Origin of the sequence: Rugamonas rivuli (assembly GCF_009380165.1) — a bacterium.
Lineage (GTDB): Bacteria > Pseudomonadota > Gammaproteobacteria > Burkholderiales > Burkholderiaceae_D > Rugamonas > Rugamonas rivuli.
The window spans coordinates 675,266-692,646 of the sequence record NZ_WHUF01000002.1 but is presented as its reverse complement, the minus strand read 5'-3'; the positions used below and the strand labels follow the sequence as shown (position 1 = coordinate 692,646).

Below are 17,381 nucleotides of genomic sequence, written 5' to 3'. Positions count from 1 at the left end.
TAAAATCCATAGGCAGAGACCATGCGCTTCGACCTGACCGACCTCAAACTGTTCGTCCATATCGCCGAAAGCGGCAGCATCACCGCCGGTGCGCAGCTGGCGCATCTGGCGCTGCCCTCGGCCAGCGCCCGCGTACGCGGCATGGAGCAAGCGCTGGACGTACCGCTGCTGCAGCGCGGCCGGCGCGGCGCCGAGCCCACCGAAGCCGGGCGCGCGCTGCTGCACCATGCGCGCGCAATCGCCCGCCAGGTGAACGACATGCAGGCCGACCTGGCCGAATTCGCCTCCGGCCTCAAGGGCCGCATCCGGCTGCTGTGCAACACCTCGGCCATGACCGAATTCCTGCCGGACGCGCTGGCCGCCTTCCTCGCCGCGCATCCGCAACTGGGCATCGATCTTGAAGAACGCCTGAGCCGCGACATCGTGCAGGCCGTGGCCGAAGGCGCCGCCGACATCGGCATCGTCAGCGACGCGGCCAATGCGGAGGCGCTGCAAACCTTCGCCTTCCGCGACGACAGGCTGGCGCTGGTGATGGCGCGCAGCCATCCGCTGGCGCGGCAGTACCGCAGGCGCAGCAGCATCCGCTACGCCGACGCCCTGGCCCACGACTTCATCGGCCTGGCCGGCGACAGCGCCTTCCAGCAGTACGCCGCAGGCCAGGCATCGCGATTGGGACTCCACATGCACTGCAAGATACGCCTGCGCAGCTTCGAAGCGGTGTGCCGCATGGCGGCCAGCGGCGCCGGGGTGGCGCTGATGCCGGAAACAGCCGCCCGCCGCAGCGCCGATGCCGACCGTCTGCTGGTACTGAAATTAAGCGATGAATGGGCCGACCGCAAGCTGCTGATCTGCTTGCGCGACCTGGATGCGCTGCCGCGCCATGCCCGCGAACTGGTGGCGACGCTGCGGCGGGATTAGTCCGTCTCCGGCGCCCAGGCGATAGGCCCGGTGGCGCCGGAATAGATGGTGACCATGCCGGCCGCCGTAGTACGCACCTTGGCCTTGACATCCTTGGCCGGACGGTCGTACGCCGGCGGGCCATCCGGCACAAAGGTCATGGTGCGCAGCAGGACGTCGCCGGTCAGCGTCTCCACCATGCAGCGCGAACCGCGCATGATCGCCATCTTCTGGCGCTGTACCTGGTTGACTTCTTCCTGCGCCTGCTCCTGCTGCACCTGCGCCGCCTTCATCGCCAGCGAAATCTTCGCCACCGCCCTCAGCGACGGCCCCACCGCCGCCGCCATCTTGTGGAACAGCGGCTCCTGCTCGGGCGTCAGCATCACCTCGCGCTTGCGCACGCGGGTGGCCAGCGTCAGGTAGTTGCGTACTTCGGTCTGGCCGGTGATCGCGTCGATCTCCGCCTTGCGCAGATTGGCCTCGTGCGCCGCATGCTGCACCTTCGGCTGCAACTCCGCGATCTTCTTCTCGAACTTGGAGGTGTCCGGCACCAGCGTGTAGAGCAGCATCTCGTTCTGCTTGCGCGGCCCCGCGCTGGCGATCTCGATCTTGCGCGCGGCGATGGCGCAGCCCTCGGCCACCTTGATGACCACTTCCTCCGCTATGATTTCGCAGTTACTTGCCTCGCCGATCACCACCCGCGTGCCCGAGATGATGCAGCTCTCCGCGCGCGCCAGCGTCACCTCGCCGCGTTTCGTTTGCAGCACCGCGCCCGACGCCACGCCCTGCACCCGTATGCCGCCATCGGCATTGGTGGCGGTGCCGCCCATCAGGTTGCGGCTCAGGACGATGTCGCCGCCGCGCGAGTTGATGATGCCGAACACGTCGCCGTGGATGGTGATGTTGCCGCCGTCGACAGAGCGCTGCTCCTGCACGTCGCCGAATTCCTCGTACTCGCCGGTCAGCTGCAGGTTGCCGGTGGTGCGCGCGCTGACGCCCTCGCGGCTGATGATCTTGGGGCCGATCGACAGCCGCTTGGTGGCCGGGTCCACGCTGAGGAAACCCTCCACCGCCGACACCAGGAATTCGCCGTCGCGCAGGTTCTCGATCACCGTGCCCTCGCCGGCCACGCTGCTCAATTCGACGTCCTTCGGCGCGGGCGGTTCCAGCACGATGCCCGACAGCTCGTAGCCGCGCACACCCGGTGTACGCGGCACCTTGCGCAGCAGCTTGACGTTGGGCTTCACCTGCGGGAAGCGGTTCTGGAAGGCCTGCAGATCAAGCTTGCCGTCCGATTTTTCGCGCGGCGCATTGCTGCGATGGATATCGGCCGACACTTCCACGATGGAAGCATCGCGCCCCGGCGTGGCGTTGAGGCGGCGCGCGACGATGATGCGCGCCAGCCGCCCGTTGGTGATCACGTCGCGCACGGCCGGCGCGTCGATGCCGAAGCGTATGCCCTTGACCCACATGTCGGAGACGAATTCGTCGAAGTTCAAGCGCGCCGGTTGCAGCGGCATGTCCGGAATCTCGAAGAACACCGGCTCGAAATAATACTCGGCCTCGCCGTTGATGATCTTGACGGACTTGTACAGCGCGCGGCGCGGCGGATGGAAAGGCTCGATGCTGTCGGCGAAGCGCACCAGCGGCTTGCTGGTCAGGTTGGCCGGCAGGTCGGGGCCGCAATTGTAGAGCAGCTTGATGAAGATCGCGTAATCGAGGTTGGCGAAATAAGCGCTGCCGAGGAAGACCTGGCTGACCGCCGACAGGCAGGACACGGCCGTAGCGTCGGCCGCAAAATAGACGCCGTCGGCGCGTTTGACGATCGCTGCTGGCAGATCGTTTTCCGCGCTTGGTTCCATCGCCGTCGCGTCATCTGACACAGTAATCCCCAGGAAGATGTACGTCGAAACGCCGCCGTAGCGGCACTTCTTCACTTTTTTAATGTTATTTCTAGATTAGCATGAACCGCAGGCCTTGTGCGCGCACCATGGCTAGCCAGCCACAGGCCGCAGACGCGGATTCAAATGCCAGTCCAGCGAGCCGGCGCCGTCGCTGAACAGCAGTTCGCCGCCGCTGGGCGTACCGCGCAGGCGCTGCTTGATGTCCTTGGCCGGCAGCTGCGTCAGCGCCGCCACGTCGGCCTGGAACGGCATGGTGCGCACCGTGGTCTCGCCGCTGACCATGCGCAGGCCGCAACGGGCGATGCCGGCCGCTTCCACCTTCTGCTCGATCACGCGGGCCAGCTTGTCCTGCAAGAGCTTCAATTGCGTCTGGCCGGCCTGCAGGTCGGTGCGCAGCTTGGCGATGATCTGCAGCTCGACCGCCACCGCGCCCGCGATCTTGCGCAGGTGCTGGCCCTGCTCGGCATTCAGTTGCAGTTCCTGGGTGCGCAGCTTGGCGGCCAGCGCCAGGTAGCGGCGCACGTCCGGGATGGCGGCGATGCGGTCCACCTCCTGCTGGAAGCCCTGGTTGGCCTGGTCGAAGCCGGCCACCCGCAGTTCCAGGTCGGCGATCTCCTGGTCGAACTGGCTGACGTCCTTCACCAGAACGTAGACCACCATCTCGGTGCGGCGGCGCGGTCCGGCGCTGTCGATTTCCACGTTGCGCCCCGCCACCGCGCAGCCCTCGGCCACCTCGATGCGGATTTCATCGGCGATGATCTCGCAGTTGGAGGCCTCGCCCAGCGTCACGATGGTGCCGGAGATGACGCAGTTCTCGGCGCGGCCGATATGCACCGCGCCTTTGCCGGTATGGATCACCGAGTTGGAGGCGACGCCGGTCACGGTAATGCTGCCGGCCACATTGGCGACGCTGCCGCTGACCAGGTTCTGGTCCAGCACCACGGTGCCGCCGCGCGAGTGGATATTGCCGTAGACGTTGCCGTGCACCGTGATGTCGCCGCCGGTGACGTCGCGCTGCTCCTGCACGTCGCCGAATTCCTCGTAGGCGCCGGCCAGTTCCAGGTTGCCGGTGGTGCGTCCGCTGACGCCATCCATGCTGACGATTTTATCGGTGATGGAAATGCGGTTGGACTTGGAATCGACGTTGAGGAAGCCTTCGCGGGTCGACACCAGATATTCGCCGTCCTCCAGCTCCTTGGCCTCGGTGCCGTCACCGGCGAAGAAGCGCAGCGTCAGATCCTTGGGCTGCTCGGCCGGCGTCATACGGCCGGCCAGGTCGAAGCCCGGATGGCCCGGCACCGCCGGCAGCTTTTTCAGCAGCCGCACATTGGCCTTGATCTGCGGGAAGCGGTTCTGGAAGCTGCCCAGGTCGATGCGGCCGTCGGCCCTGGCCTTGGGCGCGTCGCTGCGGTGCAGGTCGGACGACACCTCGACCACGGTCGCATCCTGGCCCGGTTCGGGTTCCAGCTCGGTGGCCACGGTGATGCGGTCGGCCTTGGTGGACGCGATGGCAGCCGCCACCGCCGCCACCTCGATGCCGAACAGGATGCCCTTGTTCCACATCTCGGCCACGAATTCGTCGACATCGAGCCGGGTCGGCCGTTCGGGGATCACGGTGCCGTCGGGCAGCGTGATCTCATCCAGGTACAGCGTCTCGAAATAGTATTCGGCGTAGCCGCGCCCCATCTTGGGCTGCTTGTACAGCGCGATGCGCTCGTCCGACATCACGCTCAGATCGTTCGCCAGCCGCGTCATGCCCGGCGTGCCCAGGTCGGGGCCGACGCCGTACAGCGCCTTGACCAGCACCGGGTAGTTCAGGCCAACGAAATAACTGTGGGAATGGAAAACTTCATTGATGGCTGCGGCCAGCGTCAGCGGCGACAAGGACATGTCGATAAAGACACCGTCCGGGCGCTTGGCTAATCCGATGGGCAAGCCTGCGGCCGGAGCGTGCGACTCCTCTCCTGGCGCTGCAGGTGCTAGCGGTTGAACCACAGTCTTCCTCCGAACGGCACGCGGCCGAAAGGCGTTGCGTGTAATTAATTAATATTACACTTGGGCCAAGAAAAAGAAAGCGATTTTCGTGACATCGACGATAAAACTGTGAACTTATTGCTACACATCAATGTTCAATAAATAACATCGGCGCAATACGCAACAGTAAGCGGCTAGTGGCGCGGCGGGTTGGCGTAGATATCCTGACCCACTTCATTGATCTGGCGGCGCAGATCGCGGCGCTCGTCGGGCGTCAGGCGGCCGGCGCGGCGGCTCATTTCGGCGTTGCGGCCGGCTTCCTGCATGGCGCGGCGCTGCTCTTCCGCGCGGGCGTCGTAGCTGCGCGGATCGATTTGACGGGGTTCAACCTGGCGTTCCATGCGTTCCTGGCGCACCGGCTGCACATCGCGTGAAGCAGGCAGGCTGCGCGGATCTTCGCGGCGCGGCGGGTCGCGGTCGGCCGAACTATCGTGGGCCATGGCGCTGCCGCTCAGCAGCAGAACACCCAGCAGGGTACGAACGCAAAAATTTGCGCTTGCTGCTGCGTAGTGTTTTTTGTGATCGATGCCCATGGCGTTCCTAAAAAGCTGAATCTATGCCCAGAGTGTATGATGCTTTACCTGAGGGGGTAAGACGAATTGGGTAAAGTTTGTAACACTTTGTAATGGGTTGTCACAGACGTTTTCGCAAGTCCGAATATGACGTTACCATAGCAACATGAATATGACAAATCTGGCAGCCAAATGACTAGCACAACGACTGAATCCGGCAACACCCCCGCCAACCAGCATGGCCATCAGGCCAAGATCATGGTAGTGGACGACGACGTCCGCCTGCGCGATCTGCTGCGCCGCTACCTGACCGAGCAGGGCTTCAACGTCTTCACCGCCGAGAGCGCCACCGCGATGAACAAGCTGTGGCTGCGCGAGCGCTACGACCTGCTGGTGCTGGACCTGATGCTGCCGGGCGAAGACGGCCTGTCGATCTGCCGCCGCCTGCGCGGCGCCGGCGACCAGACGCCGATCATCATGCTGACCGCCAAGGGCGAGGACGTGGACCGCATCGTCGGCCTGGAAATGGGGGCGGACGACTACCTGCCCAAGCCCTTCAACCCGCGCGAGCTGGTGGCCCGCATCGGCGCCGTGCTGCGCCGCCGCGGCCCGGACGAGATCCCGGGCGCGCCGTCGGAAACCCCGCAATCGTTCGAGTTCGGCCAGTTCGTACTGGACCTGGGCACCCGCACGCTGAAGAAAAACGGCGAGACCGTGCCGCTGACCACCGGCGAGTTTTCGGTACTAAAAGTATTCGCCCGCCACGCCCGCCAGCCGCTGTCGCGCGAAAAGCTGATGGAACTGGCGCGCGGCCGCGAATACGAAGTGTTCGACCGCAGCCTGGACGTGCAAATCTCCCGCCTGCGCAAGCTGATCGAGCCAGATCCGTCGAGCCCGCTGTACATCCAGACCGTCTGGGGCCTGGGCTATGTGTTCATTCCGGAGGGGCAGCCGCGCTAAGGCGCGGACGCGCGCATGAAGTCGAAGTTCCCTTTCACGTTTCGAGCGGCCAGCCTCAAGAGCGGCCTGTTCTGGCGCACCTTCTTCCTGCTGGGCGCGCTGACCACCACCAGCATGACGGCCTGGGTCGGCATGATCAGCGTGGTGCAGCACGAGCCGCAGGTACAGCAAATCTCTTCCCAGGTGATCTCGGTGGTGACGATCACGCACGCCGCCCTCACCCACTCGGCGCCGGAACTGCGGCGCGAGCTGCTGTTCGACCTGGTCTCCAACGAAGGCATCCGCGTGTTCACGCTGGAGGACGACGACAAGGTCGATCCGCCGCCCGACAACGCGCTGATGCCCGACATCCAGAAACTGGTCAAGGCCAAGCTGGGTGCGGACACCCGCTTCTCCGCGCGCGTCAACGGCGTGGCCGGCTTCTGGGTCAGCTTCAAGATCGATGACGACGCCTACTGGCTGATGCTGGAACGCGAGCGCATCCGCGGCCTGACCGGCATCCAGTGGCTGGGCTGGGCCAGCGTGGTGTCGGTGGTGTCGCTGCTGGGCGCGGCCTTCATCTCCAGCCTGATCAACCTGCCGCTGCGCCGCCTGACGCAAGCCACGCGCGCCTTCGCCCAGGGCAAGCGCCCCGAGCGCCTGCCGGAAAAAGGCCCGATGGAAATCATGGAAGCCAACCGCAGCTTCAACCAGATGGTGGTGCAATTGCAGCAGGTGGAATCCGACCGCGCCGTGATCCTGGCCGGCATCTCGCACGACTTGCGCACGCCGCTGGCGCGCATGCAGCTGGAAGTGGAGATGGCCAACCTGTCGAACGAGGCCCGCGAAGGCATCCAGTCCGACATCGGCCAGATGGACGCCATCATCGGCCAGTTCCTCGACTACGCCAAGCCGACCGAGGTGTCGAGCTTCATCAACGTCGACCTCAGCGAACTGCTGAGCGACACCGCGCATGAAGCCGAGCGCCTGCCGGACGTGCGCATCAGTACCGACATCGCACCCAACGCCCACGTGATGGGCAACGCCACCGACATCAAGCGCGTCATCAACAACCTGATCGAGAACGCCCGCCGCTACGGCAAGACGCCCGGCAGCGAGCTGACCGAGATCGACATCAAATGCAGCATCAAGGGCATGCACACCTCGCGCCGCGTGGTGGTCGAAGTGCAGGACCACGGCAACGGCGTGCCGGACGACCAGATCGAACAGCTGCTCAAGCCCTTCACCCGGCTCGACGCCGCGCGCGGCCAGGCCAACGGCGCCGGCCTGGGGCTGGCCATCGTCGACCGCGTCATGCTGCGCCATGGCGCCGAACTGCACGTGCGCAACCGCGAAGGCGGCGGCCTGCTGATCCAGATCGTGATGAAGGCGGTTTGATGCGGGCTCTGACGATTGCACTGCTGCTGACCGCAGCCGGCCACGCCATGGCCGCCAAACCCGCGCCTGCGCCGCCGCGCATCGAACAACGCGCGCCGACCGAAGAAGAACGCAATTCCTTCGACATCTACTTCCACCAGAAAATGGTGGCCGAATCGCACGGCGCCCGCCCGGTGATGCCGCTGTTCGCGCCGGCCTTCGACATCGAGCGCCAGCGCGGCAAGCCATGGCAGGTGATCGCCCGCGTCGATTCGGCGCCGCGCCATTCGGCGGTGGACCTATGCCGGCAGATACGTTCCAGCTTCATCTTCGACGCCAAGGCGCCCAAGGACAGCCGCTGGAGCGAAACGGCCCAGGAACCGACCTGGCACGTGTGGCTGGCCCAGCCCAACACCATCTGCAGCGCCGTCCAGCACACCGTGCTGATGGACCAGGCGGTACGGCCGGAGGACGTGGTGGCGCTGCTGCGCCAGCATGCCGAACTGCTGAGCCGCGCACGCCTGCTCTTCGCCGGCAACTCGCGCTGCATCCGCCAGCGCGCACTGCCGTTCACGCTGCGCGCGATCGCACCGGCGGCGCCGGCGGCCGGTGCACCCGTGATGTTCAGTTTGGTATTTGAAAGCGACCGCGACACCGTGGCCCGCGTGGCCGTGCGCCGTCACCGCGGCGAGTACGCGGCCTGGAACGTGGACTGCGACTAAGCTGCGACCAAGCGGAAACTACGCGCTGGCGCCGCTGCGGTTGATCGGATGGTCCAGCGGCTCCAGCAGCCGGGTCAACAGCAGCTCGGTCGAGCCGTAGCCGTACAGCGAATCCGTCTCCAGCCCCGGCGTATCGTAGGGCACGGATTCCTCCCGCTCCGAGCGACTCGGATCGGCATCCGAATACGTCACGCGCCAGGCGCGCTTGAGCGCGTCCGCGCGGCGCAGAAACTGCGGCACCGGCCAATGCGCCGGATCCCATTCCAGCGCATCGCCCAGCACCGGCCAATGGCCGCTGGCCAGCGCCATATCGCCCACGCGCAACACCTTGACCGCATCCTGCGGCCGCAGCGTGGCGAGCTCTTCCAGCGATGGCAGGCGCGGCAGCTTGGGGCCGAACAGATACGCCAGCATGATCTTGCTGCCCGGCGACAAGCGCGCCACCAAACCCCAACCGTAGCCGCCATCCAGCAACGGCACGGCAAACCAGCTTCCCTCGTGATACGACTGCCTCATTCCTAACCTTTCACTTGCACGATGCAGCAGGGTGTCGCCAAAATGTACCGACATGACGGCGCCTCCGATAAAAGCTGAGACTGCTTCGTTGGCGCCCTGCGGCGCAAAGCGCAAGTTTAGCGGCGCGGCGCGGAACGCGGCGCACGGCACCGCAGCCCGCGCCTGTGCTACACTACGGCCTCGCTAGGGGTCCTGGAGCTTTGCTGCCGGGTGAGAGATACCCTTCGTACCTGATCTGGATAATGCCAGCGAAGGAAAGCGCAAAGTAGTTCTCCCCTCCTTTGATGGCTCTCTTCGCGGCTCCAGCCGAACACGTAGAGAGTCCATATGTCCACACCAAAATTTGCAGTTTCCGTCATCGCCATGGCGGTGTTACAGGCTTTTCCAGGCGCCGCCGTCGCTGAAACCTCCGCCGCCGAGCAAGCCCTGCCCGAAGTGGTGATCACCGGCGCCAAGACGCAGGCCAGCCGCGCCTCCGTGGCCGGCTTCTCCAACGCGCCGCTGCTGGAAACCCCGGCCTCGGTCAGCGTGCTGAGCTCGCAGCAGATGCTGGACCTGCAAATCCGCTCCACCACCGACGCCGCCAAATACGACGCCAGCCTGAGCGACGCCTACAACGCGGTCGGCTACTCGGAGCAGTTCTCCATCCGCGGCTTCAAGCTGGACAATTCCTCCAGCTACCGCAAGGACGGCATGGCCATCCCCGGCGAAACGCAAATCCCGCTGGAAAACAAGGAACGCCTGGAAGTGCTGAAAGGCCTGTCCGGCCTGCAGGCCGGCGTGTCCGCGCCGGGCGGCATCGTCAACTACGTCACCAAGCGCCCGACCGATACGCCGGTGCGCACCGTGGTGCTGGAAGAGCGCGAGCGCGGCACGCTGTACGGCGCCGTCGACCTGGGCGGCCGCTTTGAAGACAACCGCTTCGGCTACCGCTTCAACGCCGCCGCCGAACGCCTGCGCTCCTACATCAAGGGCGCGGACGGCAACCGCAAGTTCGTCTCGGCCGCCTTCGACTGGAAGATCTCGCCGCAGGCGCTGCTGCAAGTGGACGCCGACTACCAGAAGAAATCGCAAGTGACCGCGCCCGGCTTCCAGCTGCTGAACAACCTGACGCTGCCGAACATCCCAGCCGACACCATGCTCAACAACCAGCCGTGGAGCCGTCCGGTGGAAACCACCAGCAGCAATATCGGCGCCCGCTTCGAGTACAAGTTCACGTCCGACTGGAGCGCCACCGTCAGCGCCAACCAACACAACTTCAAGCGCGACGACTACACCGCCTTCCCTTACGGCTGCGGCGCGCAAGGCCTGTACCCTGGCTTCTGCGGCAATGGCGACTACGACGTCTACGACTACGTCAGCCTGGGCGAGAAGAAATCGCCGCTGACCGTGCAGGCGCTGGTGCAGGGAAAATTCACCACCGGCTCGATCGCGCACGCCTTCACTGGCGGCGCATCGCTGTTCAAGAACAGCGAGAAATGGGGCGACTACCTGTACGTGCAGGCCAACCCGGACCACACCGCGTTCAGCAACATCTACCATCCGATCATGGTTCTGCCGGCAGGCGGCACCAGCGGCCCGGTCTCCGAACGCCGCCGCGACAACGAACGCGCCCTGTTCGCACAGGACATCCTGAGCCTCAACGAGCAACTGAAGCTGCACGCCGGCGCGCGCTACGTGCAGGTCAAGCGCGACGAAATCGTCGACGTCACGCTGCCGTTCGCCCACACCGATATCGGCTTCTGGCTGCCGAACGTGGCGCTGGTGTACAGCCTGCGCCCCAACGTCTCGGTCTACACCTCGTACGCGCAGGGCCTGGAGCACGGCGGCGTCGCCGGCATCGGCACCAAGAACGCTGGCCTCGCACTGGCGCCCGGCAAATCGAAACAGGTTGAAGTGGGCGTCAAGGCCGACATCCATCCGGACCTGAGCGCCAGCGTCGCCCTGTTCGAGATCCGCAAGGGCCTCGAATACACCGACGCGCAGAAGTACTTTGTGCGCAACGGCCAGGCGCAGAACCGCGGCCTGGAGATGGCCCTGAACGGCCGCGCCTCGCGCGATCTGACGGTGGGCGTATCGGCCACCGCGCTCAACACGCGCCAGCGCGACACCGGCCAGGCTGACCTGGACGGCAAGCGCGTCACCAACGTCGCCGCCTTCAAGTCGACCGTGTACGCCGACTACGCCGTGCCGCAGGTGGCCGGGCTGTCGGTCAACGCCAACTGGGTCTACTCGGGCAAGAAAGCGTTCGACAAGGAGAACCAGGTATTCGTGCCGGCCTACCACGTGATGAACCTGGGCGGCGCCTACGCCACCCGCATCGCCGGCATGCAGACCACGCTGCGCGCCAGCGTCGACAACGCGTTCGACAAGTTCTACTGGCGCGATGTGACGCCGGATCTGGGCGGCTACCTGATGCCGGGCGCCACGCGGACCTTCCGCGTGTCGGCCCAGATGGACTTCTAAAAGATCAGCTGCGCGCGCATCGAAAAACTCTTCGCTGCGCGCGCCGAGTTCCTGCCGATCAGGTAAGCGAATTCGTACTTGATCTCCTGCCGGCCGATATCGCGGTGCCCGAACACCGCCGGCCCAGCACGGTGCGACTGCTGCCGGTATGTCAGCCAGTCATTCCACTTCCCCACCTCGCCGAAGGCCTGCACGCCGGGCTGCAACCACGGCTTCCAGTTGTGCTTGACCTGCAGCTGATAGGTCAGCTCCATCGCATGCTCGCCGCCGCCCGGCGCCACGCGATAGTCGCGCTGGAAGAACAGGTTGGCGTTGAACTGCGTGCGGCCGATTTCCGTCTTCAGCACCGGTCCCCATTCGAGCGCGTAGCCGTCGGCGTTGTCGCGCGCCTTTTCCAGCTTGGTGTGCAGCGCCAGGTCGAAGTCGTACTGGCCTTGCGTCAGCAGGTAGTCGTTCTGCCACGCCGTCTCCACCCATTGGCCGGCGCCGCCGTTCATCTTGACCCACTTGGCATAGACCTCGGTGTACCAGCGCGACGTGACGCCGTAGCCGATGCCGATTTCCGGCGCGGCCACGGTCCTGCCCTTGTAGTGGGCGTTCCAGTATTTGTAGTCGAGGGAGAGCTGGCCTTCCACGTCGTAGGTGGAGACCAGGTAGTAGCCGGTATCGGCCAGCGCCAGCGGGGATACGCACATCAACATCGCCGCCAGCTGCTTTTTCATCGTAGATGCCGCTCCACCTGGGATAGTCGTTCGGCCGGATCGCCGGATACCAGCAGATAGGGTATCCCACGCGCCGCCAGCTCGTCCAGCAGCATGCGGTCGATAATCACGCTCACCTCTTCGGATTCGCGGTGCAGGCCTTCCTCCACCCACGGGATGTCCGGCGCCGTCACCAGCGTGATGGCGTAATCCTGCTGGTGAGTGGCCGCCAGCGCTGCCAGTTGCCGGTCGAAGCCGCCGAAATAATGGCGGCCGTACACCAGCGTCATCAACGGCGCGGTGTCGCAAAAAAGATACTTGTGGGCGCGCGGCGCGGCCGCGTCCTCGCGGTCGCGCTGCGTGGCGGCGATGTGGAACTGGTCCTCCGCCACCGGCACCCGCTCTTCCGTGTCGACGAATTCGCGCAGGTACTCCGGCACCCACAGCGTTTGATAGTGCTCGGCCAGCGCCGCGGCCAGCGTCGACTTGCCCGACGACGTCGTGCCCAGTACGGCCACCCGCAGCGGCGCGTCGCTCATTCCAGCACCATGCGGCGATCCTTGCCGTCCATGCTCCAGGCGCGCAGGCCGATCATCGCCATGGCGACGAACACCGCATACAGCACCGCCGTCAACATCAGGTGTTTGTGCACGTACAGCGCCACGTACAGCACGTCGACGATGATCCATACCACCCAGTTCTCCAGCTTTTTACGCGACAGCAGCACCTGCCCCAGCAGGCTGCCGGCAGTCAGGAAACCATCGGCCATCGGCACATCGGTATCGGTGTAGTGCGACAGGAACCACCACAGCAGCCCGAAACCCAGCAGCCAGCCGCCGACGGCCAGCCAGCCGCTGTTGCGGTCCAGCCGCGTCACGGGCAGCGATTCCGCCGTGCTCGGCACGCCGCTCAGCCACTGCTTCCAGCCCCATACCGACACCGCGATAAACACCAGTTGCAGCGCCATGTCGCCATACAGCCTGGCGTCGTAGAACACCACGCCGTAAATCGCCGACGACAGGATCGACAACAACCAGGCCCAGTGCAGCTGGGTGATGTTGAACAGCACCGTGCCCACCGCCAGCACAAAGCCGAGCAGTTCAAGCGGCGTAGTGCCGAAGCCAAACAGGACAAGCGGATCGTTCATCGGTTCAGGAGGTAGCGCGGCCAGGGCCGCCAGGGTGGGAAATATCGCCGCGGCAGTATGCGAGTTTTCAGCTGAATAAGCAAGATTTGACAGGCCGCCGCCCGTACATTTTTTAAAAACATAACATTACAAATCAAACATTATTATTGATTTGAAATTACCCATATGTCATTATTAATTGGCAACATCCTTTTAATCCATATGGAGCTTAAGAATGCGAAAAATCCTGTTTCTCGCCGCAGCCCTGGCGGCCGGCGCAGCACACGCCGACTTCATTCCCCGCGTCGTATCCGGACAAAACGTCGCCACCGTCAGCGTGAACGGCGGCAGCCTGTCGTACTCGCAACCCTGGGGCAACGGCACGCTGGGCGCCCTGATTGTCGACGCGCAGAACGTACCCCGCCAGATCGAAAGCGGCTTGAACACCGCCGCCGCCGCCGCCATCAACGGACATGGCGCGACCTTCGGCAAAGGCACCGTCACCGGCACCCCCACCCTCACCTTGCGTCCCGATGCGAACGGCGTGGTGTTCGCGACCATGACCGGCCTCAGCTATCGTGTCACCTCGTCCTTCAGCGGCACCAAGTGGGGCGTGATCAACTACAGCTGCACCAACACCACCGACTACAACAACATCACCGTCACCGCACAGTACGGCACGGCCGATGGCGTGATCCCGCCCACCAAGGTCGGCATCAACGGCACCCTGAACACTTCCACCGATTGCGATTCCAACCTCAGCTGGATACTGCCCGTGCTCGGCGACATCCTGATCAACAAGGCCGAAGGCAAGGTCGATGCCGGCATCGCCAGCGCCGTGCAAAATGGTCTGGCCGGCGTCACGCAGAACTTCTTCTTCAAGCGCGACCAGAACTGGCTGGTGGGCCTGAATCGCCTGATCCCGGCCGACAAGGTCGTCAGCTACCCAGGCGGCAGCTTCCCGTTGGGTCAATACATCGCCAACAACCTGCCCTACCTGATCTCCAACAGCCAGATCACGCTGAAGCTGGGCAGCGGCGCCAACCTGAAGCCGGTGCTGGGCACCAACGAACCGCCTTATGACCTGAGCGGCGACGCCATCACGCTGACGCTGACCTCGCCGGTCGTGAACTTCACGGCCAACCTGAGCGAGCAGGTCCACGTGTACTGGCTGTGGCAATGCAGCATCGCCAATCCATCGCGCCAATGCCAGGATCCGCGCTAAGCACGGACAAGAAAAAAAGCCCCGTGTGCGCATGCGACGCTCAAGATCGTCGCACGCCACACGGGGCTTTTTGCATCGGGATCGTCCAGGCTTACTTGGACTTGGCCGGATACTTGATGGTCATTTCCTTCAGCACGTTGTCGGCGTGGTCCACTTCGGCCATCACCCACAGCATGTAGCGGATATCCATGTGGATGGCGCGGGTGATGGCGGTGTCGAAGTACCAGTCCTTGGTGATGGACTCGTAGGTCGAATCGAAATTCAGGCCGATCAACTCGCCGTTACGGTTCATCACCGCCGAACCGGAATTGCCGCCGGTGGTGTCGGCGCTGGTCAGGAAGTCGACCGGCACCGTGCCCAGGATAGGATCCTTGAACTGGCCGTAGCGCTTGGCCTTGATCGCATCCAGCAGCTTCTGCGGCGCGTTGAACGGATCCTTGCCGGTGTTCTTCTCGACGATGCCTTCGACCGTGGTGAACGGGCCCTTGGTGATGCCGTCCTTCGGCGAGTAAGGCGACACGGTGCCGTAGGTCACGCGCAGCGTCGAATTCGCATCCGGGTAGACCGGCTTGCCCTGCGATTTCTTCCACGCGATCACAGCCTGCATGTATTGCGGGATCACGCGTTCCAGGTTGCCGTCCAACTCCTTGCGGCGCTCCTTCAGCAGCTGGGTCACGTCGTCCAGCTTGACGGCCAGCTGCAGGAAGGCGTCGTTGGATGCTGCAATCGCGGCGGCGTCCTTGCCCACCCACGCCAGGCGCTTGGCGGTGTCGCCCAGTTCCGACTTGGCGAACAGCGCAGGCACCGTATCGACGGCAGGCAGCAGCGCGTCCATGCCGTTGACGTGCATGGACTTCGGCAGCTTGGCGTAGCGCTGCAATGCGGCCACGAAGCGCGCCTGGTCGACGCTGCCCACGTAGGACTGCTCCAGGCGGTTCAGGCGGGCCTTGATGAAGGTCAGGTCGCGCTGCTGGTAGCCGGTCTCGCGTTCCGCGTCCGGCTTGGCGCTTTCACGCGCCAGGCGGTACAGCGTGCTGCCGCTTTTCAGCAGGTCGCCGGTGGTGGCGACGCTGTAGCCGAATTCCTCGTCGCTCAGCGCCAGGTCGGCGGCGATCACGGCGTCCAGTTCGGCCAGCAGGGTTTTCGACACGCCCGCCTGCTTGTTGTACCAGGCGCGGAACTCCGCATCCTGCACGTCCTTGATGGCGGCGATGTCCTTGCGCGCAAAGCCGTCCAGCAGGCCCTGGGTTTTCTTCATCACGTTGTTCATGCTCTTGTCGACGCTGGCGTAACGCACGGCGGCGGCAGGATTGCCCTTGGTGGCGGCGGCGATCACGTCCAGGTCGGCCTGGATCTCGGCCACCTTGGCCGGATAAGCCGAGTCGCGCGCGGCGCGGATTTCCGACGGCAGCTTGTAGCGGCTGGTGCGGCCAGGGTAGCCGGCCAGCAGCACCGGATCGCCATTTTTCAGGCCGGCGGCGGAGACCACCAGGAAGTCCTTCGAGTGGTAAGGCACGTTGTCCGGCGACGGATCGGCCGGGCGACCGTCCTTGCCGACGTAGGCGCGCAGGAAGGAGTAGTCGCCGCCCTGGCGTGGCCATTCGTAGTTGTCGATGTCGCCGCCGAAGTTGCCGATCATGTCGGCCGGCGCGTACACCAGGCGCACGTCGCGTATCATCATCTGGCGGATGCGGTAGTACTCCAGGCCGCGGTGGAAGGCCGGCACCGAGCAGCGGTAGATCTTGTCGCTCTCGCATTCGGCGATCAGCGCCTTGATCGATTTTTCCACGGCGTCGTGGCGCTGCTTGCCGCTCATGGTGTCGCTCACGCCCTTGAGCACGCGCTCGGTGACGTTTTCCACCTTGTCGGTCACGTAGACCAGCGTATTCGGGCCGCCCGGCAGCTCTTCGGCGCGGGTCTTGGCCAGGTAGCCGTCGACGATGTAGTTGTGTTCCGGCGTGGCGTTGCGCTGGATCGCACCGTAGGCGCAATGGTGGTTCGTCACCACCAGGCCGGCGTCCGACACGAACGAGGCCGAGCAGCCGCCCAGCGAAACGATGGCGCTCATCGGATGCTTGGACAGGTCGGCCAGTTTTTCGGCCGGGATGGTGATGCCGATGCGCTTCAATTCGGATTTCAGCTGCGGCAGCTGGTACGGTTGCCATTGGCCTTCGTCGGCCTGGGCCGCGGTGGCGGCCATCAGCGCCGCTGGAAGAATGAGATATTTTAACAAGATATAAGCCCCAGTTTGAGTTCTGGCGGCAGTATATGCCTTCTGCCGAAGGCTGAGAATGCTTTTTGCACCATAGTCTCAGGCCTGTTTCGCATGGTCGAAAACACGCGCGCCTTCACACGCCCTCTCCCGGCGTGATAATTGGTTATTTTTCCGCCCGGCTCGGCGTGTAAAATTGCACCACGAAACTAATCATTACCACCGGGAACACTCCGTGAGCATAGCCCATGACTGGCACGTCTTCGAACAGGCGCTCCAGCGAAAAGACCCCAACTTGCTTCAAGGCTTGAACGCACCGGCCACTGACGAGCAAGTGCGGCAACTGGAAAAGCATCTGGGCACACCCTTGCCCACGCAGCTGAAGGAATGCCTGCGCATACACGACGGCCAGGATCCGGAGGCGCCGTGGCTGTTTGCCGGCTGCGAATTCATGTCGACAAGGCGTATAGCGCGTACCTGGTCGCTCTGGCAGCAGCTGGCAGCAAACGGGGATTTCCGCGACCTGCACGCGAAGCCAGACCACGGCGTTCGCGCTCTTTGGTGGTCGCCGCACTGGATACCGCTCACCTTCAACGGCAGTGGCGATCACGATTGCCTGGATATGTCCCCGGCTGCGGGCGGCAAGTCCGGCCAGATCATTCGCGTGTGGCATGACCACGGCCAGCGCGCGCTGGTCGCCGACAGTTTTGCCGCGTGGTTTGCCGACTTACCCAATCACCTGACCTGACA

Annotated in this window: 15 protein-coding genes and 1 riboswitch; of the genes, 7 read left to right on the top strand and 8 right to left on the bottom strand. The window is 64.4% G+C overall.

The features are described from left to right. Positions 1 to 21: 21 nt before the first annotated feature. On the top strand, positions 22 to 918 hold the full coding sequence (locus GEV01_RS08265) for a LysR family transcriptional regulator (protein WP_152803317.1): 897 nt from the start codon (positions 22 to 24) through the stop codon (positions 916 to 918). Here GEV01_RS08265 and GEV01_RS08260 read toward each other — a convergent pair. From GEV01_RS08260 to GEV01_RS08250, 3 genes are all read right to left on the bottom strand, one after another. Continuing rightward, positions 915 to 2,759 carry a flagellar assembly protein A gene (locus GEV01_RS08260; RefSeq protein WP_152803315.1) on the bottom strand — a complete coding sequence of 615 codons (1,845 nt, stop codon included), beginning with the start codon at positions 2,757 to 2,759 and terminating at the stop codon, positions 915 to 917. The two genes, GEV01_RS08265 and GEV01_RS08260, sit on opposite strands and share 4 nt — an antisense overlap. Before the next feature lie 132 nt (positions 2,760 to 2,891). Continuing rightward, positions 2,892 to 4,736 carry a flagellar assembly protein A gene (locus tag GEV01_RS08255; protein ID WP_152803313.1) on the bottom strand — a complete coding sequence of 615 codons (1,845 nt, stop codon included), beginning with the start codon at positions 4,734 to 4,736 and terminating at the stop codon, positions 2,892 to 2,894. Positions 4,737 to 4,969: 233 nt separating this feature from the next. Further along, positions 4,970 to 5,368 (bottom strand): hypothetical protein, encoded by a 399-nt coding sequence (locus GEV01_RS08250; protein WP_152803311.1) that lies wholly within the window; start codon positions 5,366 to 5,368, stop codon positions 4,970 to 4,972. Between the two features lie 171 nt (positions 5,369 to 5,539). On the opposite strand from GEV01_RS08250, the gene ompR reads away from it, so the two are divergent. From ompR to GEV01_RS08235, 3 genes are read left to right on the top strand one after another with little or no spacing between them, the layout of a single operon-like run. After that, a complete protein-coding gene (gene ompR / locus GEV01_RS08245) occupies positions 5,540 to 6,307 on the top strand; it encodes an osmolarity response regulator transcription factor OmpR (protein ID WP_008450215.1) in 768 nt (255 codons plus the stop codon). A gap of 15 nt (positions 6,308 to 6,322) precedes the next feature. Continuing rightward, a complete protein-coding gene (locus tag GEV01_RS08240; protein WP_152803310.1) occupies positions 6,323 to 7,684 on the top strand; it encodes a sensor histidine kinase in 1,362 nt (453 codons plus the stop codon). Further along, positions 7,684 to 8,385, top strand: a complete 702-nt coding sequence (locus GEV01_RS08235; RefSeq protein ID WP_152803308.1) for a hypothetical protein — start codon at positions 7,684 to 7,686, stop codon at positions 8,383 to 8,385. The genes GEV01_RS08240 and GEV01_RS08235 overlap by 1 nt, the downstream gene beginning before the upstream one ends. Before the next feature lie 18 nt (positions 8,386 to 8,403). Here GEV01_RS08235 and GEV01_RS08230 read toward each other — a convergent pair whose 3' ends face one another. Then, on the bottom strand, positions 8,404 to 8,901 hold the full coding sequence (locus GEV01_RS08230; RefSeq protein ID WP_152803306.1) for an Imm26 family immunity protein: 498 nt from the start codon (positions 8,899 to 8,901) through the stop codon (positions 8,404 to 8,406). Positions 8,902 to 9,076: 175 nt separating this feature from the next. Then, a riboswitch (TPP riboswitch) is annotated at positions 9,077 to 9,175 on the top strand. Between the two features lie 53 nt (positions 9,176 to 9,228). Here GEV01_RS08230 and GEV01_RS08225 point away from each other — a divergent pair. After that, positions 9,229 to 11,367 (top strand): TonB-dependent siderophore receptor, encoded by a 2,139-nt coding sequence (locus GEV01_RS08225; RefSeq protein ID WP_152803304.1) that lies wholly within the window; start codon positions 9,229 to 9,231, stop codon positions 11,365 to 11,367. On the opposite strand, the gene GEV01_RS08220 is transcribed toward GEV01_RS08225, so the two are convergent. From GEV01_RS08220 to pnuC, 3 genes are read right to left on the bottom strand one after another with little or no spacing between them, the layout of a single operon-like run. Then, positions 11,364 to 12,089 (bottom strand): hypothetical protein, encoded by a 726-nt coding sequence (locus GEV01_RS08220; protein ID WP_152803302.1) that lies wholly within the window; start codon positions 12,087 to 12,089, stop codon positions 11,364 to 11,366. The two genes, GEV01_RS08225 and GEV01_RS08220, sit on opposite strands and share 4 nt — an antisense overlap. Further along, positions 12,086 to 12,607, bottom strand: a complete 522-nt coding sequence (locus tag GEV01_RS08215) for an AAA family ATPase (protein ID WP_152803300.1) — start codon at positions 12,605 to 12,607, stop codon at positions 12,086 to 12,088. The genes GEV01_RS08220 and GEV01_RS08215 overlap by 4 nt, the downstream gene beginning before the upstream one ends. Then, positions 12,604 to 13,215 (bottom strand): nicotinamide riboside transporter PnuC, encoded by a 612-nt coding sequence (gene pnuC, locus GEV01_RS08210; protein ID WP_152803298.1) that lies wholly within the window; start codon positions 13,213 to 13,215, stop codon positions 12,604 to 12,606. The genes GEV01_RS08215 and pnuC overlap by 4 nt, the downstream gene beginning before the upstream one ends. Positions 13,216 to 13,429: 214 nt before the next feature. On the opposite strand from pnuC, the gene GEV01_RS08205 reads away from it, so the two are divergent. Beyond that, entirely contained in the window at positions 13,430 to 14,419 is a 990-nt protein-coding gene (locus GEV01_RS08205; RefSeq protein WP_152803296.1) for a hypothetical protein, read from the top strand. A gap of 91 nt (positions 14,420 to 14,510) precedes the next feature. On the opposite strand, the gene GEV01_RS08200 is transcribed toward GEV01_RS08205, so the two are convergent. Continuing rightward, a complete protein-coding gene (locus GEV01_RS08200) occupies positions 14,511 to 16,619 on the bottom strand; it encodes a S46 family peptidase (RefSeq protein WP_152804028.1) in 2,109 nt (702 codons plus the stop codon). A 247-nt stretch (positions 16,620 to 16,866) separates the two neighbouring features. Between GEV01_RS08200 and GEV01_RS08195 the strand changes: the two genes are divergently transcribed. Continuing rightward, positions 16,867 to 17,379 (top strand): SMI1/KNR4 family protein, encoded by a 513-nt coding sequence (locus tag GEV01_RS08195; RefSeq protein ID WP_175022982.1) that lies wholly within the window; start codon positions 16,867 to 16,869, stop codon positions 17,377 to 17,379. Positions 17,380 to 17,381 lie beyond the last annotated feature (2 nt).

What these genes read in the sequence shown, in the direction of transcription:
- GEV01_RS08200 (WP_152804028.1), bottom strand. Translation starts at nt 16,619, where the DNA reads ATGGCCGCCACCGCGGCCCAGGCCGACGAAGGCCAATGGCAACCGTAC.
- GEV01_RS08225 (WP_152803304.1), top strand. Translation starts at nt 9,229, where the DNA reads ATGTCCACACCAAAATTTGCAGTTTCCGTCATCGCCATGGCGGTGTTA.
- pnuC (WP_152803298.1), bottom strand. Translation starts at nt 13,215, where the DNA reads ATGAACGATCCGCTTGTCCTGTTTGGCTTCGGCACTACGCCGCTTGAA.
- GEV01_RS08235 (WP_152803308.1), top strand. Translation starts at nt 7,684, where the DNA reads ATGCGGGCTCTGACGATTGCACTGCTGCTGACCGCAGCCGGCCACGCC.
- GEV01_RS08260 (WP_152803315.1), bottom strand. Translation starts at nt 2,759, where the DNA reads ATGGAACCAAGCGCGGAAAACGATCTGCCAGCAGCGATCGTCAAACGC.
- GEV01_RS08240 (WP_152803310.1), top strand. Translation starts at nt 6,323, where the DNA reads ATGAAGTCGAAGTTCCCTTTCACGTTTCGAGCGGCCAGCCTCAAGAGC.
- GEV01_RS08230 (WP_152803306.1), bottom strand. Translation starts at nt 8,901, where the DNA reads ATGAGGCAGTCGTATCACGAGGGAAGCTGGTTTGCCGTGCCGTTGCTG.
- GEV01_RS08250 (WP_152803311.1), bottom strand. Translation starts at nt 5,368, where the DNA reads ATGGGCATCGATCACAAAAAACACTACGCAGCAGCAAGCGCAAATTTT.
- GEV01_RS08215 (WP_152803300.1), bottom strand. Translation starts at nt 12,607, where the DNA reads ATGAGCGACGCGCCGCTGCGGGTGGCCGTACTGGGCACGACGTCGTCG.
- ompR (WP_008450215.1), top strand. Translation starts at nt 5,540, where the DNA reads ATGACTAGCACAACGACTGAATCCGGCAACACCCCCGCCAACCAGCAT.
- GEV01_RS08265 (WP_152803317.1), top strand. Translation starts at nt 22, where the DNA reads ATGCGCTTCGACCTGACCGACCTCAAACTGTTCGTCCATATCGCCGAA.
- GEV01_RS08220 (WP_152803302.1), bottom strand. Translation starts at nt 12,089, where the DNA reads ATGAAAAAGCAGCTGGCGGCGATGTTGATGTGCGTATCCCCGCTGGCG.
- GEV01_RS08205 (WP_152803296.1), top strand. Translation starts at nt 13,430, where the DNA reads ATGCGAAAAATCCTGTTTCTCGCCGCAGCCCTGGCGGCCGGCGCAGCA.